This is a genomic window from Methylobacterium amylolyticum (assembly GCF_030700245.1).
In the GTDB taxonomy this organism is placed as follows: Bacteria; Pseudomonadota; Alphaproteobacteria; order Rhizobiales; family Beijerinckiaceae; genus Methylobacterium.
In genome coordinates this window covers 1-20,287 of the sequence record NZ_JAUYZI010000020.1, presented here as the reverse complement: position 1 = coordinate 20,287, position 20,287 = coordinate 1, and the positions used below count along the sequence as shown (strand labels likewise).

Sequence of the window (20,287 nt, the reverse complement as noted above, 5' to 3'; positions counted from 1 at the left end):
TATTCGCGCTCGTCCGCGCGCGGCTCGACCCGTGCAGGCGGCGATGGAAATCTCGCCACGATTGCGATGTCTAAGATTGGCCGGCGGGACATCAGTTCCCGGCACGGTCCGGGACGGTGACGATGCGGCGCGAGGCGGGCGAACTGGGCGGTGTTCTGGCGCGGTGCCGCCTCGCCCTGCTCGGGGTCGCGCTGATGAGCGGGCTCGTGAACCTGCTCACCCTGACCGGCTCGTTCTTCATGCTGGAGGTCTACGACCGGGTCATCCCGAGCCGCTCGATCCCGACGCTCGTCGGCCTGATCGTGCTGGCGCTGGCGCTCTACGCCTTCCAGGGGCTGTTCGAGGCCCTGCGCGCCCGCGTCCTCGCCCGGGTCGGCGCGGCGCTCGACGAGGATCTGGAGGGGCGGGTGTTCGACCTCGTGGTGCGGGCTCCGCTGAAGGGCGCCGGCGACGGGCTCGAACCGCTGCACGACCTCGACCGGATCCGCGCCTTCCTGTCCGGGATGGGGCCGGCCGCCCTGTGCGACCTGCCCTGGATGCCGGTCTACCTCGCGGTCTGCTTCCTGTTCCACCCGCTGATCGGCTGGGCGGCGGTCGGCGGCGCCGGCTTCCTCGTCGCCGTCACCCTGGCCACCGACTGGGCCGCGCGGGAGCCGGCGCGCGCCGCCACCGGGCTCGGCGCGCAGCGCGGCCGGCTGGCCGAGGCCGGCCGGAGCAACGCCCAGGTGCTCGTGGCGATGGGCATGCAGGGCCGGATCTCCGACCGCTGGCGGGACGTGAACCGGCGCTACCGGCAGGCGAGCCGGCGCGCCGCCGACGCGGCCGGGGGCTTCGGCGCGGCCGCGAAGCTGTTCCGCACCGCCCTGCAATCGGGCGTGCTGGCGCTCGGCGCGTGGCTGGTGATCGACAACCAGGCGACCGGGGGCGTCATCATCGCCGCCTCGATCCTCGTGGCGCGGGCGCTGGCGCCGGTCGACCTCGCCATCGCCAACTGGCGGGGCTTCGTCCAGGCGCGCCAGGCCTGGGCCCGGCTCGCGGATCTGCTCGCGCGCCTGCCCGCGCCCGCGCCCCGCCACGGGCTGCCGGCGCCGGCCGCGAGCCTCGCCGTCGAGGCGCTCGCCGTGGCGCCCCCCGGGACCGCCCGCCTCGCGGTGCAGGACGCGACCTTCACGCTCGCGGCGGGCCAGGGGCTCGGGGTGATCGGGCCGTCGGCGTCGGGCAAGTCGTCGCTCGCCCGGGCGCTGGTCGGCGTCTGGGTCCCCACCCGCGGCAAGGTCCGGCTCGACGGGGCGGCGCTCGACCAGTGGTCGAGCGAGGCGCTCGGGCGGCATGTCGGCTTCCTGCCCCAGGAATCCGGGCTGTTCGCGGGCACGATCGGCGAGAACATCGCCCGGTTCGAGCCGGAGGCCCCGGCCGAGGCGGTGATCGCGGCCGCCCGGGCCGCCGGCGTCCACGAGCTGATCCTGCGCCTGCCCGAGGGCTACGACACGCCGCTCGGCGAGGGCGGCGCCGGCCTCTCGGCGGGCCAGCGCCAGCGGATCGGGCTCGCCCGCGCCCTCTACCGCGACCCGTTCCTCGTGGTGCTCGACGAGCCGAACGCCAACCTGGACGCGGAGGGCGAGAACGCCCTGACCCAGGCGATCCTCGGGGTGCGCGCCCGCGGCGGCATCTGCGTGGTCGTCGCCCACCGCCCGAGCGCGCTCGCCGCCCTCGACCGCGTCCTGATCCTGGCCGAGGGCCGGGTACAGGTGATCGGGCCGAAGGACGAGGTGTTCAAGCGCGTGCTGCGCCCGGCCGCCGCCGGCCCGGCGGAGCTGCCGCCGCGGCCCGCCGCCGTGCCGCTCCAGGAGAGCGCCTGATGTCCGCATCCCTCGCCCTGCCGCCCGCTGGAGGGGCGTCTCCGGCCCGCTCGGACGCCCGCGCCTCGATCGGCCGCCACCTCGCGCTCGCGCTCGCCCTGGCGGCGGCCCTCGTCGGCGGGGTCGGCGGCTGGGCCACCCACACGATGATCGCGGGCGCGGTGATCGCCCCGGGCCAGCTCGTGGTCGAGTCCGACGTCAAGAAGGTCCAGCACCCCACCGGCGGCGTGGTCGGGCACCTGCTCGTGCGCGAGGGCGCCCGGGTGCGGGCGGGCGACGTGCTGATCCGCCTCGACGAGACCCAGACCCGGGCCAACCTCGACGTGGTCCTGAAGGCGCTCGACGAGCTGAACGCCCGGCGCGCCCGCGACGAGGCGGAGCGCGACGGCGCCGGGCAGGTCGCCTTCCCGCCCGGCCTCCTCGCCCGCGCCCCGACCGAGCCCGACGTGGCCCATCTCATCGACGGGGAGACCCGCCTGTTCGCCGCCCGCCGCGCCGGACGCGAGGGGCAGAAGGCGCAGTTGCGCGAGCGGATCGCCCAGTTGCGCCAGGAGGTCGCCGGGCTGACCGAGCAGGCGGCGGCCAAGGGGCGCGAGGTCGCCCTGATCGGCACCGAGCTCTCGGGCGTGCGCGACCTCTACGCCAAGAACCTCGTGCCGCTCTCCCGCGTCACGGTCCTGGAGCGGGACGCGGTGCGGCTGGAGGGCGAGCGCGGCCAGCTCACCGCCTCGACCGCCGCGACCCGGGGGAAGATCGCCGAGACCGAGCTGCAGATCCTCCAGATCGACGGCGACATGCGCACCGAGGTCGGCAAGGATCTGGCCGAGATCCGCGGCAGGCTGTCGGAACTCGCCGAGAAGCGGGTGGCGGCGGAGGACCAGCTCAAGCGCGTGGAGATGCGCGCCCCCCAGGCCGGCACCGTGCACCAGCTCACCGTCCACACGATCGGCGGCCTCGTCACCCCCGCCGAGCCGGCGATGCTGATCGTGCCCGACGACGACCAGCTCGTGGTGGAGGTGCGGGTCCAGCCGCAGGACATCGACAGCGTCCGGGTCGGCCAGCCGGCGATGCTGCGCCTGTCCGCCTTCAATGCCCGCACCACCCCCGAGATCGCCGGCGAGGTGTCCCGCCTGTCGGCGGACGTGACCCAGGACCCGAAGACCGGGACGAGCTTCTACGCGGCGCGCATCCGCATCAGCCCCGAGGAGCGCGCGCGTCTCGGCGGCCTGCGCCTGATCCCCGGGATGCCGGCGGAGGCCTACATGCAGATCGGTGAGCGCTCGGTGCTGAGCTACCTGACGAAGCCGCTGGCCGACCAGGTCGCCAAGGCCTGGCGCGAGCGCTGAGACCGGCGCGCGCTGAGACCGGCGCGCGCGCCGGGAGACGCCCGCGCGCGCGGGGCCGCTCAAGCCGGGTCCGGCTCCTCCTCGGCGCCCTCGACCACCGCCAGCGCCCGCAGGATCGCGAGGGCGGTGCGCTCGGCGTCGGCCTCGCCCTCGGGGGTGTCCGGCAGGACGGCGACCGCCTCCACCGTGTCGGACCCGTCCGGGCCGACCACGATCCGCAGCGCCGGCCCCTCCGGCCCGGCCTCGTGCCGGATCAGCGCGACGCCGTGGCCGGCGGCGGTGCCGTAGACGCGCAGGAGCTGGACCGTCTCGGCCTCGGGCGCCGGGGCGGCGGGCTCGGGTCGGCGGCCGAAGGTCGGGCGGATCACGTTGCTCATCCCGCCCCTATAGAGCAGCCGCGTCCGATCGGGGATTCCGAAGGGCGCAGCCCTTCGGCGGGTCGTCAGGGCAGAGCCCTGACATCGCAGGGTTCCACCCGGCACCCGCGGAAGGGCTCGCCCTTCCGGAACCCGGACGTCCGCCGCCCGGCGGCCCGGAGCGCCAGCGCCGCGAGCGCCAGCGCGGCCCCCGCGATCAGGTCCGGCAGGTAGTGGCCCCCCGCTCCGAGCGTGCCGACGATCACCGCGGCGTTGAGCAGCGCGGCGAGCGGGCCGAGCACCGGCACCGGCGCGAGCGCCCAGGCGGTGAGGATCGCGAGGCAGACGTGGAACGAGGGGAAGACCGCGAGCCCGCGCAGGTCGGAGAGCGCGAGGTGGTCGAGCGTCCCGGCCCGCAGCCGCGCCACCGGTTCGAGGTGCCACAGGGCGCCCGCGGTCTCCAGTTCCCCGGACGGGACGATCCGCGGCGCGTAGTGGGCGTAGGGTCCGAGCGCCGGCCACAGCGCCGAGACGGCGATCACGCACAGCAGGGTCAGCGCGAACAGCCGCGCGAAGGCCCACAGCCGCCCGAGCCGGCGGGTGCCCGCCAGCGCGATCACCACCAAACCCACCTGCGGGCCGCTGGTGTGATAGGCGAGCGCGAGGCCCCGGGCGAGGTCCGGGTGCCCGGCGAGGGCCGCGACGTAGGCCGGCCAGTCGAAGCCGAGCGCCGCCTCGGCCCGGGCGAGGATCGGGTCCACCAGCGGCCGGTCGAGGCCCGCGGCCAGGGTGTGCAGCAGGGCCGCCGGCACGGTGAAGGCGACGAGGAAGGCGGTGCCCAGCGCCATGCCGCGCAGGCACGGCTCCGACTTGACCGGCCCGAGGAGCGCGGCCGCGGCGAGCAGCGCCGCCACGATGCCCGCCGCGGCCGCCATCCCCGCCGGCTCGATCGCGATGCCGGCGGCCCAGGCCCAGACCGCGTCCGCGGCGGCGAGGGCGGCGGCCAGCGCCCAGTAGCCCCGGCCGGGGGCGGCGACGGCGGCCGAGAGCCGGCGCGGGACGGTCGCGGGCGGGGATCGGAAAGCGGGAGCGGCCGGTGCGCGCGGCAGTGCGCGGCGGAGGGCTTGGGCGCGGGCTTGGACGACCCGTTCTGGATGCATGTGCCGGTGACGCTCCCTGGCCCGGGTCCCAGTCGGGCCCAGGGGGTTATACACGTCGATTATACACGCGACGGCCGCGTTGGTTCGCGCGTTCCAGGGGATCGGTCACGGGCCGGTAACCGGGGTCGGCCAAACAGGATTCATGCGGATGCCTCGTCGCGCTCACGCGCCGTTCGAACGCTCGCTCCGGAGCCCCGGATGCTGAGCCGCCGCGCCCTGCTGTCCCAGCCGGCCCTGAGCGCGGCGCTCGCCGCGGCCGGGGGCCTGGCCGGGACCGGCTACGCCATCGCGGTCGAGCCGCACCGGGTGCGGGTGGCGGCCTACCGCCCGGACCTGCCCGGCTGGCCCGCGGGGACGCGCCTGCGCATCGCCGTGCTCACCGATTTCCACGCCCACCCGCGCTGCATGGGCGAGGCGGCGATCGCCGCCGTGGTGGCGCGGACCAACGCGCTCATGCCCGACCTCACCGTGCTGCTCGGCGATTACGGCTCGCAGGATCGGGGCGGCGTACCGGTCGAGACGGTGGCCGGCCTGCTGCGCGGCCTCTCCGCGCCGCTGGGCGTCCACGCCATCCAGGGCAACCACGACTGGGGCGACGACCGCGCGGCCCGCCGCCGCGGGCACGGGCCGACCCGGACCGAGCGGGCGCTGCGGGCGGCGGGCCTCCCGGTCCTGGAGAACGCGGCCGTGCCCCTCGACGCGGCGGCGGGGCTGTGGCTCGCCGGAATCGAGAGCGAGGAGGTGCCGGGCGCGCCGCGGGATCCCCGGGCCCTGGACCGGCACCGGCTGGCGGTGCTGGCGCGGATCCTCGCGCCCGTGCCGCCCGGGGACCGGGTGATCCTGCTCGCGCACGAGCCGGACCTGTTCGCCGCCGGCCTCGACCCGCGCGTGGCGCTCACCCTGTCCGGCCACACCCACGGCGGGCAGGTGCGGCTCCTCGGCTTCGCGCCCTGGATCCCGTCGCGCTACGGCACCCGCTACGCCCAGGGGCACGTGGTCGAGGGCGGGCGCCACCTGATCGTCTCGGCGGGGCTCGGCGCGCACTTCGTGGCGGGCGTGCCGCTGCGGCTCGGCGCGCCGCCGGAGATCGTCGTGGTCGACCTTGGGGGGTCGGACGCGACGGCCTGAGGCCGGGAGCCTACCCGCCGCCGATGCCGGTGGTGACGCGGCCGGTGCCGCGGCAATCCGGGCAGGGCTCCGCCGCCTGCCGGCCGGTGCCGCCGCAGCGGCGGCACAGGTTCTCCCCGGTTCCGGGCGCGCCGGGGGGCGCCTCGTCCCCGGGTTTCTGGGCGTCGGTCCCGGCCATGTCCACCTCCTGCCACCGCCGCGGGGCCGCGGTTTCCCGGCAAACCTCGCGGCGGCCCCCGCGTTCCCGCTCGGAGCGGCGGCACGGGCGGGCACACGCGCCAGTTGCTTTTTCCGGCCAATCCGATACCGTTCGGATCAGAGGCGGTCCCGGTCGCATCGCCGATGCCTTCGCCATCACGCACGGTCCGAAGGGCATCATGGATCGGTCCCAACTCCGCGCGGCCCGCGCGCTCCTCGGCTGGTCGCAGGAGCGGCTGGCGGAGGCGTCCGGCGTCTCGGTGCCGACGATCAAGCGGCTTGAGCCCGGGGAGGGCGTCGTGCGGACCCGGGTCCAGACGTTGATGAAGCTGAGGAGCGCCCTGGAAGCCGCGGGCATCGCCTTCACCGACGGCGACGAGCCGGGCGTCAGACGGGTCAGGAAGCCATGACCGAACCGCGCATCGACACCGACGGCGCCGGGGACGAGGCGGGCCTGTCCGAGGTGCTGCGCCTCGTGGGCGTCCTGTCCGAGCAGGTTCTCGACGCGCAGATCACCGGCCGCCCGGTGCCCGAGGCGCAGAGCCGGGCGCTGGCCAAGGCGGCGGGGCTGCTGCGCGAGCACGACGTCCCGTGGCCGCCCCTGCTGGCCCAGGCGCTGCACGAATTGGGGCTGGCCGCGGAGGGCGAGCCCGCGGAGCCCGGGGCGGAGGCCCGCCCGGTGATCCAGGGCCTGACCCGCCTGCTCGGCGCCTTCCGCCGGGACCGGGCCTCGCCCTAAGCAGGTTCGCGTTGGCACGCCAACGCTTCACCCGCTTAGATTCTTGGTGGATCGCAGGTTTTCGACGCCGAACCGGCAACCACTTCGGCGAAACCTGCTTAGAGACGCACCCTCAGACGATGCCGCTGGCCTCGTAGGGCCACGGCAGGCCGAGATGGGCGGCCACCCGCGCCGGCTCGTGGCCGGCGGCGCGCACCGCCGCGTGGAGCTGCTCGACCGGCACCTGGAACCGGCGCGCCCAGTAGGCGGCGGCGTCCGGCGGTTCGAGGTTCACGGTCTTCGGCTCGTAGCTCGCCGGCTCGGCGTTGGGCTCGTGCGCGTCGTCGCTCGGCATCGGCTCCTCCCGGTGAGGGCAATGCCCGAGACGGCGCCCGGTTCATCGGATCGGCCGCCTCGGGGGCCCGCCGGCCTCAGACGAAGTGCGTCGGCAGGGCGAGGCTCGCGACGTGGACGTAGGCGCCGACCAGCAGCGCGAGGCTCGGGACGACGAGGCCGGCGAGCAGGACGATCTTGGCGGTGCGAGTCATGGGAGGTCTCCTTCGGGGTCCGCGGCTGCGCTCGCGGCGTGAGGACGACCTAAGCGCGCGCGTTTCCGGCCGCCGTGCCCCGGCACACACGGGCGCGTCGATCCCGGCCCTCGGGCATCAGAAGAAGGGCCACGGCCCGTGGCCGCCCGCGACGCGGTCGCGTTGCGGCGCGGACGCGCCGCCGAGGGGCATCCCGGTCTCCCGCGCCAGCAGGGCCAGCACGCACAGGCAGCACGCACAGGAAAGCGCAGACGATGAACAGCAGGCCCAGGGTCTCGGTCACGCGCTCGGCGTGGCGCCCGGCCTTGTGGATCGCCACGCAGCCGGCGGTGAAGACGGTGGCGAGGACGGGGGGCAAGGCGAGAGGGCCGGCGAAGGGCCCGGCGAGGGGGAGGAGCGCGTGGGCGGGCATCAACCGCTCCGGGCGATCGGCGGATCGGTGCAGGGGCGGGAGGTGTCGGGCGCGCCCCGTCGGCGGGGAGCCCTCCCCTCACCCGCCGGCGAGCGCCAGCCCGCCCAGCGCCGCGAGCGCGACGACGCACCACGGCGGCGTCCGCCAGACGGCGAGCAGCATGAAGCAGGCGGCCGCCAGCGCGAGGTCGCGGGCGTTCCCCACCGCCGCGGTGAAGACCGGATCGTAGAGGGCGGCGGCGAGGATCCCGACCACGGCGGCATTGGCGCCGCGCAGGGCGGCCCGCGCATCGGCCCGGGCCGCGAGCCGCCCCCAGAACGGCAGGGCGCCGTAGACCACGAGCAGGCCCGGCAGCGACAGCGCCGCGAAGGCGAGCGCCGCCCCGGCGATCCCGCCCGGCCCCGGCCGCAGCACCGCGCCGAGGTAGGCGGCGAGGCTGAACAGCGGCCCCGGCACCGCCTGCGCCGCCCCGTAGCCCGCCAGGAACGCCCCCGGCTCGACCCAGCCGGGATCGACCACCGCCGCGCGCAGCAGCGGCAGCACCACGTGGCCGCCGCCGAACACCAGGGCCCCCGCCCGGTAGAAGGCGGCGCACACCGCGAGCATGTGGGCGCCGAGGGCCTCCGCCAGGGGCCCGGCCCCGACGAGCAGGAGCGCGAACAGGGCGAGCGCCAGCGCGCCGGCCCGCCGCGACACCGGCACGGGGGCGCGGGTCCCCTCCCCCGTCGCCGGTTCCCGGCACAGGGCGAGACCCGCGGCGGCGCCGAGCGCGATGGCGGCGACCTGCCCGCCGGAGCCCGGCGCCAGCGCCGTCGCCGCGAGCGCCGCGACGGCGATCGTCGCCCGCGTCCGGTCCGGGGCGAGGCTCCGCGCCATGCCCCGGACGGCCTCGGCCACCACCGCCACGGCGGCGAGCTTCAGCCCGTGCAGCAGGGCCGCCCCGTGCGGGCCGCCGAGCGCCCCCGCGCCGGCGGCGAAGGCCGTCATCAGGGCGAGCGAGGGCAGCGAGAACGCGGCCCAGGCCGCGAGTCCGCCCAGGAGCCCCCCGGCCCGGATCAGCCCGAGGGCGAAGGCCACCTGACTCGACGCGGGGCCGGGCAGGAACTGGCACAGCGCGACGAGGTCGGCGTAGCCGGCCTCGTCCGTCCAGCCGCGGCGGCGCACCAGCGCCTCGCGGAAGTAGCCGAGATGGGCGGCGGGTCCGCCGAAGGCGGTGAGCCCGAGCCGCAGGAAGGCGAGCGCGACCTCGGCGACCGACCCGCCCCGCCCCGTCTCCGATCTCCGCTCCATCCGGCCCGCCGCGCGCGTGTTCTTCTCGGGTGAAGCCCGGCGCCGGGCGGGGAGTCAATGCGGGGCGCCGGCCCGGCGCCGGGGTCAGGCTTCGCGCGCCGGCGCCGCCCCCTCGATCAGCCGGAGCGCCCGGGCGGTCAGGAACCACGTGCCGGCGGCGTCCGCCCGCCCGCGGCTGCGCAGGAGCCCGCGCTGCGCCAGGGATCGCACCGTCCGCATCTCCCACGGGTTCGGCGCCAGCAGCGGGCCGTCGCGCCACAGCCGCCGCAGCATCGCCCGCTGCACGGGGGTGAGCTGCCACCAGCGGCAGGATTCGGGATGAATCGGCATTCTGGAATTAGATTGACTCTAAAATATGGGCCGCACAAGAGCGTTGCGGTGGCGCCGCGGCGGGTCGGGCCCGCCCCGCCGGGAACGCCGGGCCGCCAACCCGCCGCGTTGACGGGCGCCGTTCCCCTGCGCCTATAGAGGGGTCGCCCGGGACCTTCGGGCGCGCCGCAGGGAGGAATCCGCGAGGGGATGTCGGTCGCCGGGGCGCAGACGGACGGTACGGAGGGGGTCCGCGCCGGGGCCAGGGACGGCGCCGCGGACGGCGTCAAGGACGGGATCCCGGCCCAGGCCCTGCCCGACCGCTCCTCCGTGGGCCTCGTCGCGGTGATCGTCGCCGCGACCGAGGGGGAACCGCGCGCGCTGACGATCCGCGTGCCCGAGCAGGCGCCGGGCCGCGGCGACGGCCTGCCCGCCGGGCCGCTGGTGCCCGAGCACGCCACCCTGGAGCGGGGCCTGCGCGCCTGGGTGGAGCGCCAGACCCACCAGCGCCTCGGCTACGTGGAGCAGCTCTACACCTTCGGCGACCGCGACCGCTCCGGCGGCGACGGCGCCCCCGAGGCGCACGCCCTGTCGGTGGCCTACCTCGCCCTGGTGCGCGAGGAGCGCCCGGCGGGCTTCGCCGAGGCCGCGTGGCACAACTGGTACCGCTACCTGCCCTACGAGGACTTCCGGGCGGGCCGCCCGCCGCAGCTCGACGCGATCGCGCCGCGGCTCGTGGCCTGGGCGGAGTCGGCCGGCGACCCCGCCCTGCGCCGCCGCCGCCTCGACCGCCTCGGCCTGACCTTCGGCCTGAACGGCGGCACCTGGAACGAGGAGCGGGTGCTGGAGCGCTACGAATTGCTGTTCGAGGCCGGGCTGATCCCGGAGGCGCGGGGCAATGCCGGCCCGGCGATCGCGGGCGATCCGACCGGCGTGCCGATGGCCTTCGACCACCGCCGGGTGCTCGCCACCGCGATCGGCCGCCTGCGCGGCAAGATCAAGTACCGCCCGGTGGTGTTCGAGCTGATGCCGCCGGAATTCACCCTGCTCCAGCTCCAGCGCACGGTGGAGGCGCTGTCGGGCACGCAGCTCCACAAGCAGAACTTCCGCCGGCTCGTGGCGGCCCAGGGGCTGGTGGAGGAGACCGAGAGCCTCACCAGCGGCACCGCCGGGCGCCCGGCCCGGCTGGTGCGCTTCCGCCGCGAGGTCCTGCTGGAGCGGCCCGCGCCGGGATTGCGCCTGTCCGCCCGGCGGCTGGGGTGAGCGGCGAACCACGACGCGCTTGCCCTCCCCCTTGTGGGGAGGGGCAGGGGTGGGGGTGGTGCAGGAGGCACCGCCCCGCTCGATCCGGCACCACCTCCACCTCCTCCCCACAAGGGGGAGGAGAGGCGCCCGCATCCTTTCCCGGCATCCGCCTCAGCCCGGCGCATGCTCCGCGTCGAAGGCGGTCGCGTAGCGCGCGCCCGGCCGGTCGGCGCAGCGGTCGACCCAGGCGTCGATCGCCGGCACGCCGGGTTTGCCGAACCACGCGTAGGGCGAGTGCAGCAGCAGGTCGGCCGCGGTGAAGCGGTCGCCCAGCAGGAACGGGCTCTGCGTGAGCGCGCCCGCGAGCCGGTCCTGCGCGGTCGGGTTGTCCCGGAACGTGGCGCTCAGCAGCGGGTGCGAGAGCCCCGCCGCCTCGAACAGGATCACCGGCTCCAGCACGCCCGCGTACCACGCGAGCCAGCCGAGATAGGCCCCCCGGCGCGGGTCGCCCGGGGGCACGCTCAGGCCGGCCTGCGGGAACAGCTCGGCGAGGTACTGCACGATCGCGCTCGATTCCCGCACCAGCACCCCGTCGTGGTCGAGGACCGGCACCTTGCCCTCGGGATGGGGGTTGCGCGCGTCGCGGCCCCCCGACCCGTCCGTGCGCGCGGTGGTGACGACCGCGATCCGCACCGCCTCCAGCGCGTCGAGTTCCTTGAGGAGGGCGACGATCCGCGTCGAGCGGGTCTTGGGGGAATGGTAGAGGGTGATCACGGCTCGGGGCTCCTGTCGCCGGGGGACGGCCGGTGTTATAGCCCCGCCCACCTGCCAGATTCCGTCAGTTGGGCGAGGTCAGTTGGGCGAGGGCGGTTGGGCGATGGCGCGGACCGACCGGCTCCTCCGGCTCCTCCAGGCGATGCGGGTCCTGCCCGCGCCCCTCACCGCGGCGCGTCTCGCCGAGGAGACCGGCGTTTCCCTGCGCTCGGTCTACCGGGACATCGACAGCCTGCGGGCGGCCGGCGCCCGGATCGAGGGCGAGCGCGGCTACGGCTACCGCCTGATCGAGGACGGGGCGCTACCGCCCCAGACCCTCGACCGGCTGGAGATCGAGGCGCTGGTGCTCGGCCTCGCCGAGGTGCGCCAGATGGGCGACCCGGCGCTGGCGCGGGCGGCCGCCTCGGCGCTCGCCAAGGTCGCCGCGACCCTGCCCGACGCGGGCGAGCAGCACCTCGTCCACGCGGTCTCGCAGGTCCACCGCTTCGCCGCGCGCTACCCCGCCACCCTGGACCTCGCCACCATCCGCGAGGGCTGCTGGCGCGAGGAGGCGGTGACGATCCGCTACGCCGACGCGGCGGGGGCGGTGACCGAGCGCACGATCCTGCCGCTCGCCATCGTCTACCTCGACAGCGCGATGGCGGTGCTGGCGTGGTGCGGCCTGCGCGAGGCGTTCCGGGCCTTCCGGGCCGACCGGATCGCGCAGGCGCGGGCGGCCGGCACGAGCTTCCGCCCCCGGCGGGCGGCGCTGCTGCGCGCCTACCTCGCCGCGTTGAAGGGGCAGAAGGGCCCGCCCGCGCGCGAGCGCGGGTCCTGAGCCTCAGCGCACCCCGTAGGTGTTGTCCTCGGCCGGGAAGCGGCCGGCGCGGACCTCCTCGGCATAGGCCCGCACCGCACCCTCGATGTGGCCGCGCAGGGAGCCGAACTGGCGCACGAATTTCGGGGTCCGCTCGGACAGGCCGAGCATGTCCTCCAGGACGAGGATCTGCCCGTCGCAGACGGCGGAGGCGCCGATGCCGATGGTCGCCGCCGTGACCCGGGGCGAGGTGGCGATCGTCCGGGCCACCGGCTCGACGATGCCCTCCAGCACGATCGCGAAGGCGCCCGCCTCGGAGATGGCGCGGGCGTCCTCCAGCAGGCGGCGCTCGTCGTCCGGCGCCCGGCCCTGCACCTTGAAGCCGCCCATGACGTTCACCGCCTGCGGGGTGAGCCCGATATGGCCCATCACCGGCACGCCGCGCTGGACGAGGAAGGCCACCGTCTCGGCGAAGTGGGCGCCGCCCTCCATCTTGATCGCCCCGGCCCCGGTCTCCTTCAGCACGCGTGAGGCGTTGAGGAAGGCCTGCTCGCGGCTCGCCTCGTAGGAGCCGAACGGCATGTCGACGACGACGAGCGCCCGGCTGGTGCCGCGGATCACCGCCTGCGCCTGGAGGATCATCATCTCCAGGGTCACGGGGATGGTCGATTCCATCCCGTGCATCACCATGCCGAGCGAGTCGCCGACGAGGATGAAGTCGCAGAATTCATCGACGATGCCGGCCGTGTGCGCGTGGTAGGCGGTGAGCGCGACGATCTTGCGCCCCTCGGCCTTGCGCTTGGCCATGTCCACCGCCCGCAGGCGGCGGGATTGGATCACCTGGGACATCGCCGCTCCCTCACGCCGTCCGCCCCGGCTCCGGCCGGGGCAGGCGTTATACCAACGGCCCAGGGACGGGGACAGCGGCGGGACGGGGCGGCGGGACGCGGATGTCAGGGGCGGTGCCCGATCGTCGGGCGCGGCGGCGCGGGGCCACGCCCGGTGCCGGCTCGACCTCGCCGTCCGGAGGCCGGTGCGGCAGCCCTGGGAGCCGACGGCCGTTCGTGCGCGCTCCGCGCGCCCGTATCCTCCCCCCTCGTGGGGGTATCCTCCGGCGCGACGCGCGCGTCGCGCTTCAGCGGCCGGGTGATGCCACAGGACGGCCGGGCGTCGTTCTTGACAGTATCGACGCGGCGCGCGCTGGTATGTCGACCAACCAAGAGGGGCCCGCGCATGACCGCAGGCAGCAGCTCGTCGCAGCCGGCCTCACCACCCTGCGCGAGCAGGGCTACGCCGGTTTCACCCGGCCCCGCGTCGCCGCCCGGGCCGGCCTGCGCCAGAGCCACATCACCTACGACCACCCCACCCGCCTCGACCTCCTGGCCGCCGTCGGCCGCGTCGCCGTCGACCGCCCGTTGGCAGCCGTCGACGCCACGCTGGCCGCGCTCCACACGCCGGAAGAGGCGGCCCGAGCCATCGCCGCGTCGGTCACCCGGCACGAGAACACCCGCGTCCTCATGGCGCTCGTGCAGGCCGGCGACGAGGAGCCCCGCCTGCGCGAACTCGTCCGTGAGCTGGCCGACGGCATCGCCGCGCGCGGGGCGTCCTTCCTGGCGCGGATCGGGGGCGTACCCGCCGCGGAGGAGCCTGCCCGCTTCCTCCACGCCCTCTCGGTCGGGCTAGCGGTCATCGATCTCGCGACGGGACGGCCGGACGGCAAGCAGCGCGCCGCCGGCATCCTCGCCACCGCGCTGCACCTGTTGGCGGGGGGGCACCGACCGGCCTAGAGCCGTTCCCGATCGCGTTGCAATCGTGCTCGACTCTAAGTCCTTGTTTTGACGCGCTCTCTTTCGCCGAACCGGCATCCACTTCGGCGGAGAGCGCTCTAGCCGACGTCAGGGCACCCACATCCCTTTGCATGTCCACCCGACCCGGAGACGACCCGTGACACAGTCCGTTCTCATCGTCGGCGCCGGTCCGGTCGGCATGACGCTCGCCTCGGAACTCACGCGCTACGGCGTCCCGGTGCGCATCGTCGACACGGCGATGCACCGCACCGACAAGTCCAAGGCGATGGTGCTGTGGAGCCGCACCCTCGAACTCCTCGATCGCGGCAGCGCCCGCGGGGCGGCCCCGTTCGTCGAGGCGGGGTTCAAGGTGAAGGGCGTGACCTTCGTGGCGGGCGGCGACGTCGTCGGCCGCGTCGCGATGGACGGCATCCCCAGCGTCCACGCCTACGCCCTGGCCATCCCCCAATCCGAGACCGAGCGCCTGCTGGAGGAGCGCTTGGCCGAGCAGGGCGTCGCGGTCGCGCGCAGCACCGAGGCGACCGCGTTCGTGATGGGTGCCGACGGCATCGGCGCGGTGCTGCGGCGCGCGGACGGCAGCACGGAAGCGGTCCGGGCGGACTGGCTCGTGGGTTGCGACGGCGCCCACAGCGCCGTGCGCCACGCCCTCGACATGCCGTTCGCGGGCGAGACCCTGCTCAGCGACTGGTTCCTCGCCGACGTGCACATGACGGGCTACCCGCGCCCCGACGGGGACGCGTCGATCCACTGGCACCGGGACGGCGTGCTGCTGATCTTCCCGATCCGGCCCGGCCGCTACCGGATCATCGGCGACCTGCCCTACACCGAAGGTCAGGCCGCGCCGGTGCCGACCCTGGAACAGGTGCAGGCGCTGGTCGACCGGCGCGGTCCCGCGGGCACGCGCCTGTTCGATCCGGTCTGGCTGTCGGGCTTCAGGATCAACGGGCGCAAGGTCGCCTCCTATCGCCGGGGGCGGGCGTTCCTCGCCGGCGACGCGGCGCACATCCACAGCCCGGCGGGCGGCCAGGGCATGAACACGGGCATGCAGGACGCCGTCAACCTCGCCTGGAAGCTGGCGCTGGTGGTGCACGGCCGGGCCGCCGAGACGCTGCTCGACAGCTACAGCCCGGAGCGCAGCGGGGTCGGCGACGAGGTGCTGAAGGCGGCCGAGCGGCTGACCAGCGTGGCCACCCTGAAGAACCCTGTGGCGCAAGGTGTGCGCAACGCGGTCGGGCGCCTGCTGCTCGGTCTCCCGCGGGTCGCCCACGGCGTGGCCGACACCATGTCGGAGGTCGCGATCCACTACGCCGACAGTCCGCTGAACGGCCCGGGCGTGCACGGGGTGGTGCGGCCCGGCGAGCGCGTCGCGCCGGTTGCCGGGCAGACCCCGGTCGGTTCGGGATCGGCACCGCGCTTCGCCCTGTGCGCGGAGCCGTCCGCGGCGGTCGCCGCGCTCCAGAAGGCGTTCGGCGATCTGGTCGATCCCGAGATCCGTCCGGCCCTTCACGGGGGCACGATCGCGCTGGTGCGCCCGGACGGCTATCTCGCCTGCGCGGCCACGGAGCCGGGAGCGGTCTCCACCTATCTCTCCCGGATCGCGGCGGCGTCCGGCCACGCCTGATGTCCGCGTCCGGTCCAGGCCCCTGTCAGGAGGCGATCATGCCGACGGCCATCCGCTTTGCCGGCCTGGAACTGCGCTTCCTGCAGGACCGGCACGGGACGAACGACAGTCTCGACGTGTTCACGACCACCGCGCAGCCGGGGGCCGGCATGCCCATCCCCCACTACCACGAGGGCTGGGACGAGACCGTCTACGGGCTCTCCGGGACCACGACGTGGACGGTCGACCGGCGGGACGTCGATGTCGGCGTCGGCGCTTCCATCTTCATCCCGCGCGGGGTCGTGCACGGCTTCGCCAACCGCACCGCCGATGCGGCGACCTTCCTGAGCATCCTCACGCCCGGCGTTCTCGGACCCGAGTATTTCCAGGAGACCGCTGATCTGGTGAATTCCGGGCACGCCGACCCGGGAGCGATGCGTGCGCTGATGCTGCGCCACGGCCTCGTCCCGGTGACGGCGGGCTGAGAGACCGGCCCGGCGGCTCAGAACGGACGGGGAAGGGCCGCGGCTCTTCCGTGGTGGACGGTGAGCCGCATCTCGGCATGCCTGACCGCCGCACGCGGAACTCGAACCGATGATCGCCTGTGAACCGGCCGAGCGAACTGGCCAAGCGAACCTGCCAAGCAAACCCGCCAAGCCCCGAGCGGACCGGCCGGCTTCGGACCGACAGGGACAGGATCGCGTGCCCCGCCCGCCACCTCGCGGCGGCGGGACCTACCGCTCCCCCTGCCCGGTCGCCGCCCAGGCGGGATCCTCGCGCAGGTTGGCGGTGTCGTGCGTCTCCTGCCATGCCTCGACGCCGCCCGGCAGCCAGCGGATTCCCGTGTAGCCCTTCTCGACGAGGCGCTTGCCCACGTTCCAGCTCCCCCAGCACTCGACGTGGCAGAACACCACCACCGGCCGCGCCGTGTCGCCGCCGGTGAGCTCGGCGACGCGGGCGTAGAACAGGGCCTCGCGCTCCGGCGCGAGGGGCACCGCGCCCGCGTTCGGCAGCCAGACCGCGCCGGGGATCGAGGGGTGCACGGGGAGCCACGGGCGGCCCTCGGGGAAGCCCGCGGGCTTGCGGTCGCGCATCGCCACGTCGATCAGCACGGGCTTGTCCGGCCCGTCGATCAGCGCGGCGACGGCAGCCGCGTCCACCACCTGCGCGCCCTTGAGGGTCGGCGGCGTGTAGCCCCGCTGCGGGCCGGCATAGAGCCCGGCCGGCTCCGGCACGTTCACGGGGGAATCGGCGGGCTCGGCCGCGGCGAGGCAGAGGGCGGCCGCGGCGAGCGCCGCCGCGCGCCCGAGGGTGGGAAGCGGCCGCATGCTCAGTTCGTCGGGCTCGGCGGCGTGAAGCTGTGCGTCCAGCGGCCGCCCTGGTTGTCGCTGGCAGCGACCTGGAGCGGCTTGCCGTCCGGCTTGAAGCCGAAGTTGATCACCGGGTTCGAGGAGATCGAGATGTCGCCGGTCATGGTGAAGATCTTTCGATCACCCTCCGAGACCGTCAGCTTGTCGATGTAGCGCGCCGGCGTGTAGTCGCGGGTCACTTGGTTCATCTGCATGCCGGAGAAGTTCGGGTGGCGGATCATCAGCGTCGCCTCCACCGGCTTGCCGGGCTGGGCTTCGGCGAACTTCATCCGCATGTCGCCCATGCCCCGCATCGCCTCCTCGTCGCTCATGCCCATCGGGGCCGAGCAGCCGCCGGACGCCTTCACGAACTGCTTGGCCTCGTAGAGCTTGCCGTCGGCGGTCTCCACCACCGCGTGCATGTCGGTGTAGTTGTTCACCCGCACCCGCAGCTTCAGCTCGGACGGGTCGGCGGCCGGGCCGAACTCGAACTTGGCGGCGTAGGGGGCGGGGTTGTCGTCGATCACGAGCGAGACCGCCTTGATCCTGCCCGGCTCCGGCATGGTCAGGGTGATCGGCACCAGCGCCGCGTCCAGCGCGCGGGCGGGGGCGTCGATCTTCACCAGGGTGTCGGTCTTCTCGATCTGGCGATCGCCGAAGATCGACTTGGCGATCTCCTGCCACCGCGCGGTCCGCTCCTGATCGGTGTCGGAGGCGCCGGCGGCGTGGGCGGGGCTCAAGGGCCCGGCGAGGGTGGCGGCCGACAGGGTCAGGCCGAGGGCGAGCAGGGCGGATCTCATGACGTGTCTCCCGATTTCAGAACCTGTCCGATCGTTCTTCCAAGTCTTCACCTCATCCTGAGGTGCCGAAGCGCAGCGGAGGCCTCGAAGGAGCCCTCCAGCCGGCCGCGCGATCCCTGGAGCCCTCCTTCGAGGCCGCTGACGCGGCACCTCAGGATGAGGTCGAGGATGGGATATGGGCGGTGAACGGTTCTCAGTCCCATTCCAGTTCCTGGTAGGCCACGGTGACGTTGCGGCCGTTGTAGGTGTCGAACAGTGCCCACTTGGAGCGCTGGTCCGCGGCGACGCTCGCCACCGCCTTGTCGATCGGCACGTCCCGGGTGATGGCCGCGCGGGTGCCGTCGCGCAGCGCGGTCAGGTAGCCGGTGAGGGCGGCGAGCGCGGGGGCGAGGTCGACCGCGGTCGGGCCGTGGCCCGGCACCGCCCGGCTCGGGCCCATGCCCTTCAGCCGCTCCACCTCCGTGAGCCAGCCCTTGAGGCTGCCGTCGAGGGAGGGGATGCGGTCCACGAACAGGAGGTCGGCGGGAAACAGCAGGCCGCTGCCCGAGTCGATCATCGACAGGTCGCAGGTCGTGTGCGCCGGCCCGTGGGCGGTGAAGGTGAGCGTGCGGTCGCCGAGATCGACCTGCGCCGTGTCGGCGACCGCCAGCGTCGGGTAGACCACCGGCCCGGTGGCCGCCTCGCCCAGCAGATCGATCAGGCGCTGCCGGTAGAAGGCGCCGCGGGCGTCGAGCGCCTTCTTCAGCTTGGCGTGGCCGATGAAGACCGGCTCGTCGCCCGCGAAGGCGCCGGCGCCGAAGACGTGGTCGGGATGGACGTGGCTCAGCACCACGTGGGTGACCGGCTTGTCCGTGCGCTTGGCGATCTCGGCCCGCAGCCAGCGCCCGTCCGCGAGGCTGCCGCCGGACTCGGTCACCAGCACGCCGGAGCGGCCGACGATGAAACCGATGTTGGCGATGGCGTCGGCGTTCTCGGGGGTGGCGTCGGCGATCAGGCCCTTGCGGACGAACACGCCGGGGCCGACCTCGTCCAGGGTGAACGCCTCGGCGTAGGCGCCGGCCGACAGGCTCGCCGTGCCGAGGCAGCACAGGCACAGGCCTCCGAACAGGGCGTGGCGTCGCGACAGGCCGGTGGATGTGCCCGGACGGACGGCGCGGGCCGTCATGCCGAAACCTCCCTCTCTCGTTGCCAACCATTTAGTAGGTAGATTTTTGCGGCGTCAAGTGGCACACCGTGCGCAGAGGGCCACGATGCGCCCGACGGGCCGCACGTTCGCGCGAGCACGAGGAGCCATGAGGGACACCCGCGCCGAGTTGCTGCTTCAGGCCGAGACCCTGGTGCGGGGCCGCGGCTATGCCGGCTTCAGCTACGCCGACCTCGCGGCAGCGGTGGGCATCCGCAAGGCCAGCATCCACCACCACTTCCCGACCAAGGCCGATCTCGGCGCCGCCCTGGTGGAGGCCTACGCGACGCGCTACGCGGCGGCCCTCTCCGAGATCCGCGCCGGCATCCCCGACGGGCCGGGACGGATCGAGGCCTACGGGCGGCTCTATCTCGGGGGCGTCGAGCAGGGGCTCGGCTGCCTGTGCGCGGCGCTGGCGATCGAGGGCGAGGCCCTGCCCGAGCGCCTGCGCGGCGACGTCGCCCGCTTCTTCGCCGACCACCTCGCGTGGCTCGCCGCGGTGCTCGGCGAGGGGCAGGCGGACGGCAGCGTGCGCCTCGGGCCGGACCCGGCGCTGCTCGCCCGCCACGTGGTGGCGACGCTCGAAGGGGCGCTGCTGATGGAGCGGCTGTTCGCGAGCCCCGAGGCGTTCCGCGGCACGCTCGCGCTGCTGGTCGACGGGCTCAGGCCAGCCGATCGATGACGCGGCTCAGGCCGCCCCGGCCGTGAAGCGCGAAAACCCGTCGCCGCGCAGGCGGCAGGCCGGGCAGGTCCCGCAGCCGTAGCCCCAGGGGTGGCGCGTGCCCCGCTCGCCGAGGTAGCAGGTGTGGCTCGCCTCCACGATCAGGTCGACGAGCGCCCGGCCGCCCAGGGTCTCGGCGAGCCGCCACGTCTGCCCCTTGTCGAGCCACATCAGCGGCGTGTGCAGCACGAAGCGGCGCTCCATGCCGAGGTTCAGCGCCACCTGGAGCGCCTTGATCGTGTCGTCGCGGCAATCGGGGTAGCCGGAATAGTCGGTCTCGCACATGCCGCCGACCACGTGGCGCAGGCCCCTGCGGTACGCGAGCGCCGCGGCAAACGTCAGGAACACGAGGTTGCGGCCGGGCACGAAGGTGTTGGGCAGGCCGGACGCCTCGTAGCCGATCGCTGCCTCCCGGGTCAGCGCCGTCTCGGAGACCTGCCCCAGCGCGTCGAGGGCGAGCGTGTGGTCCTCGCCGAGCCGGCCCGCCCAGGCGGGATCGAGGCGCGCGAGCCCGTCGCGCAGGCGGCCACGGCAGTCGAGTTCGATCCGGTGGCGCTGGCCGTAGTCGAAGCCCAGCGTCTCGACGTGCCGGAAGCGGTCCAGCGCCCAGGCGAGGCAGGTGGCCGAGTCCTGCCCGCCGGAGAACAGCACCAAAGCCGCGTCGTCACCGACGACCTTTGAGCCGTG

At 74.9% G+C, this 20,287-nt stretch carries 23 protein-coding genes; 11 read left to right on the top strand and 12 right to left on the bottom strand.

Features of this window, described 5'->3' with window-relative positions; translation table 11 throughout:
* Positions 1 to 122 precede the first annotated feature (122 nt).
* Together Q8W71_RS15390 and Q8W71_RS15385 are read left to right on the top strand one after the other, a co-directional pair.
* The gene (locus tag Q8W71_RS15390; protein WP_305526264.1) at positions 123 to 1,859 is read left to right on the top strand and encodes a type I secretion system permease/ATPase; all 1,737 of its coding nucleotides are present in this window, start codon (positions 123 to 125) and stop codon (positions 1,857 to 1,859) included.
* Positions 1,859 to 3,205: an HlyD family type I secretion periplasmic adaptor subunit gene (locus Q8W71_RS15385; protein ID WP_305526263.1), complete on the top strand. Its 1,347-nt coding sequence runs from the start codon at positions 1,859 to 1,861 to the stop codon at positions 3,203 to 3,205. The genes Q8W71_RS15390 and Q8W71_RS15385 overlap by 1 nt, the downstream gene beginning before the upstream one ends.
* Before the next feature lie 59 nt (positions 3,206 to 3,264).
* Here the strand turns inward: Q8W71_RS15385 and Q8W71_RS15380 are convergent, their stop codons facing one another.
* Both Q8W71_RS15380 and Q8W71_RS15375 read right to left on the bottom strand, forming a co-directional pair.
* Complete coding sequence (locus Q8W71_RS15380; protein ID WP_305526262.1) at positions 3,265 to 3,582, bottom strand: hypothetical protein; 318 nt, start codon at positions 3,580 to 3,582, stop codon at positions 3,265 to 3,267.
* Positions 3,583 to 3,647: 65 nt separating this feature from the next.
* Entirely contained in the window at positions 3,648 to 4,721 is a 1,074-nt protein-coding gene (locus Q8W71_RS15375) for a phosphatase PAP2 family protein (protein WP_305526261.1), read from the bottom strand.
* Positions 4,722 to 4,919: 198 nt separating this feature from the next.
* Here Q8W71_RS15375 and Q8W71_RS15370 point away from each other — a divergent pair, with 198 nt between their 5' ends.
* Positions 4,920 to 5,849: a metallophosphoesterase gene (locus Q8W71_RS15370; RefSeq protein ID WP_305526260.1), complete on the top strand. Its 930-nt coding sequence runs from the start codon at positions 4,920 to 4,922 to the stop codon at positions 5,847 to 5,849.
* Between the two features lie 10 nt (positions 5,850 to 5,859).
* On the opposite strand, the gene Q8W71_RS15365 is transcribed toward Q8W71_RS15370, so the two are convergent.
* Complete coding sequence (locus Q8W71_RS15365) at positions 5,860 to 6,027, bottom strand: hypothetical protein (RefSeq protein WP_305526259.1); 168 nt, start codon at positions 6,025 to 6,027, stop codon at positions 5,860 to 5,862.
* A gap of 199 nt (positions 6,028 to 6,226) precedes the next feature.
* Here Q8W71_RS15365 and Q8W71_RS15360 point away from each other — a divergent pair, with 199 nt between their 5' ends.
* Positions 6,227 to 6,457: a helix-turn-helix domain-containing protein gene (locus Q8W71_RS15360; protein WP_305526258.1), complete on the top strand. Its 231-nt coding sequence runs from the start codon at positions 6,227 to 6,229 to the stop codon at positions 6,455 to 6,457.
* On the top strand, positions 6,454 to 6,786 hold the full coding sequence (locus tag Q8W71_RS15355) for a hypothetical protein (protein ID WP_305526257.1): 333 nt from the start codon (positions 6,454 to 6,456) through the stop codon (positions 6,784 to 6,786). Before Q8W71_RS15360 ends, Q8W71_RS15355 begins: the two co-directional genes overlap by 4 nt.
* A 112-nt stretch (positions 6,787 to 6,898) precedes the next feature.
* Here Q8W71_RS15355 and Q8W71_RS15350 read toward each other — a convergent pair whose 3' ends face one another.
* The 3 genes from Q8W71_RS15350 to Q8W71_RS15340 form a co-directional block, all read right to left on the bottom strand.
* Positions 6,899 to 7,120: a DUF3606 domain-containing protein gene (locus Q8W71_RS15350; protein ID WP_305526256.1), complete on the bottom strand. Its 222-nt coding sequence runs from the start codon at positions 7,118 to 7,120 to the stop codon at positions 6,899 to 6,901.
* A 683-nt stretch (positions 7,121 to 7,803) separates the two neighbouring features.
* Entirely contained in the window at positions 7,804 to 9,015 is a 1,212-nt protein-coding gene (gene chrA, locus Q8W71_RS15345) for a chromate efflux transporter (protein WP_305526255.1), read from the bottom strand.
* 84 nt (positions 9,016 to 9,099) lie between these two features.
* Positions 9,100 to 9,345, bottom strand: coding sequence for a hypothetical protein (locus tag Q8W71_RS15340; RefSeq protein ID WP_305526254.1), 246 nt, complete (start codon positions 9,343 to 9,345; stop codon positions 9,100 to 9,102).
* 189 nt (positions 9,346 to 9,534) lie between these two features.
* On the opposite strand from Q8W71_RS15340, the gene Q8W71_RS15335 reads away from it, so the two are divergent.
* Complete coding sequence (locus tag Q8W71_RS15335) at positions 9,535 to 10,587, top strand: NUDIX hydrolase (RefSeq protein ID WP_305526253.1); 1,053 nt, start codon at positions 9,535 to 9,537, stop codon at positions 10,585 to 10,587.
* A gap of 153 nt (positions 10,588 to 10,740) precedes the next feature.
* On the opposite strand, the gene Q8W71_RS15330 is transcribed toward Q8W71_RS15335, so the two are convergent.
* Positions 10,741 to 11,343 carry a glutathione S-transferase family protein gene (locus Q8W71_RS15330; protein ID WP_305526252.1) on the bottom strand — a complete coding sequence of 201 codons (603 nt, stop codon included), beginning with the start codon at positions 11,341 to 11,343 and terminating at the stop codon, positions 10,741 to 10,743.
* A gap of 103 nt (positions 11,344 to 11,446) precedes the next feature.
* Here Q8W71_RS15330 and Q8W71_RS15325 point away from each other — a divergent pair, with 103 nt between their 5' ends.
* The gene (locus Q8W71_RS15325) at positions 11,447 to 12,160 is read left to right on the top strand and encodes a helix-turn-helix transcriptional regulator (protein WP_305526251.1); all 714 of its coding nucleotides are present in this window, start codon (positions 11,447 to 11,449) and stop codon (positions 12,158 to 12,160) included.
* 3 nt (positions 12,161 to 12,163) lie between these two features.
* Here the strand turns inward: Q8W71_RS15325 and panB are convergent, their stop codons facing one another.
* A complete protein-coding gene (panB, locus tag Q8W71_RS15320; RefSeq protein ID WP_305526250.1) occupies positions 12,164 to 12,988 on the bottom strand; it encodes a 3-methyl-2-oxobutanoate hydroxymethyltransferase in 825 nt (274 codons plus the stop codon).
* A 356-nt stretch (positions 12,989 to 13,344) separates the two neighbouring features.
* Here panB and Q8W71_RS15315 point away from each other — a divergent pair, with 356 nt between their 5' ends.
* From Q8W71_RS15315 to Q8W71_RS15305, 3 genes are all read left to right on the top strand, one after another.
* Positions 13,345 to 13,926, top strand: a complete 582-nt coding sequence (locus tag Q8W71_RS15315) for a TetR/AcrR family transcriptional regulator (protein ID WP_305526249.1) — start codon at positions 13,345 to 13,347, stop codon at positions 13,924 to 13,926.
* Positions 13,927 to 14,083: 157 nt separating this feature from the next.
* The gene (locus Q8W71_RS15310) at positions 14,084 to 15,568 is read left to right on the top strand and encodes an FAD-dependent monooxygenase (protein WP_305526248.1); all 1,485 of its coding nucleotides are present in this window, start codon (positions 14,084 to 14,086) and stop codon (positions 15,566 to 15,568) included.
* Positions 15,569 to 15,606: 38 nt separating this feature from the next.
* The gene (locus Q8W71_RS15305; protein ID WP_305526247.1) at positions 15,607 to 16,032 is read left to right on the top strand and encodes a cupin domain-containing protein; all 426 of its coding nucleotides are present in this window, start codon (positions 15,607 to 15,609) and stop codon (positions 16,030 to 16,032) included.
* Between the two features lie 249 nt (positions 16,033 to 16,281).
* On the opposite strand, the gene Q8W71_RS15300 is transcribed toward Q8W71_RS15305, so the two are convergent.
* The 3 genes from Q8W71_RS15300 to Q8W71_RS15290 all read right to left on the bottom strand — a co-directional run bounded on the left by Q8W71_RS15300 (position 16,282) and on the right by Q8W71_RS15290 (position 18,861).
* Positions 16,282 to 16,875 (bottom strand): rhodanese-like domain-containing protein, encoded by a 594-nt coding sequence (locus Q8W71_RS15300; RefSeq protein WP_305526246.1) that lies wholly within the window; start codon positions 16,873 to 16,875, stop codon positions 16,282 to 16,284.
* A 2-nt stretch (positions 16,876 to 16,877) separates the two neighbouring features.
* A complete protein-coding gene (locus Q8W71_RS15295) occupies positions 16,878 to 17,696 on the bottom strand; it encodes a quinoprotein dehydrogenase-associated SoxYZ-like carrier (RefSeq protein WP_305526245.1) in 819 nt (272 codons plus the stop codon).
* A 193-nt stretch (positions 17,697 to 17,889) separates the two neighbouring features.
* Positions 17,890 to 18,861, bottom strand: a complete 972-nt coding sequence (locus tag Q8W71_RS15290) for a quinoprotein relay system zinc metallohydrolase 2 (RefSeq protein WP_305526244.1) — start codon at positions 18,859 to 18,861, stop codon at positions 17,890 to 17,892.
* A gap of 127 nt (positions 18,862 to 18,988) precedes the next feature.
* Between Q8W71_RS15290 and Q8W71_RS15285 the strand changes: the two genes are divergently transcribed.
* Positions 18,989 to 19,561: a TetR/AcrR family transcriptional regulator gene (locus tag Q8W71_RS15285; RefSeq protein WP_305526243.1), complete on the top strand. Its 573-nt coding sequence runs from the start codon at positions 18,989 to 18,991 to the stop codon at positions 19,559 to 19,561.
* Between the two features lie 6 nt (positions 19,562 to 19,567).
* On the opposite strand, the gene queC is transcribed toward Q8W71_RS15285, so the two are convergent.
* On the bottom strand, positions 19,568 to 20,254 hold the full coding sequence (gene queC, locus Q8W71_RS15280; RefSeq protein ID WP_305526335.1) for a 7-cyano-7-deazaguanine synthase QueC: 687 nt from the start codon (positions 20,252 to 20,254) through the stop codon (positions 19,568 to 19,570).
* Positions 20,255 to 20,287 lie beyond the last annotated feature (33 nt).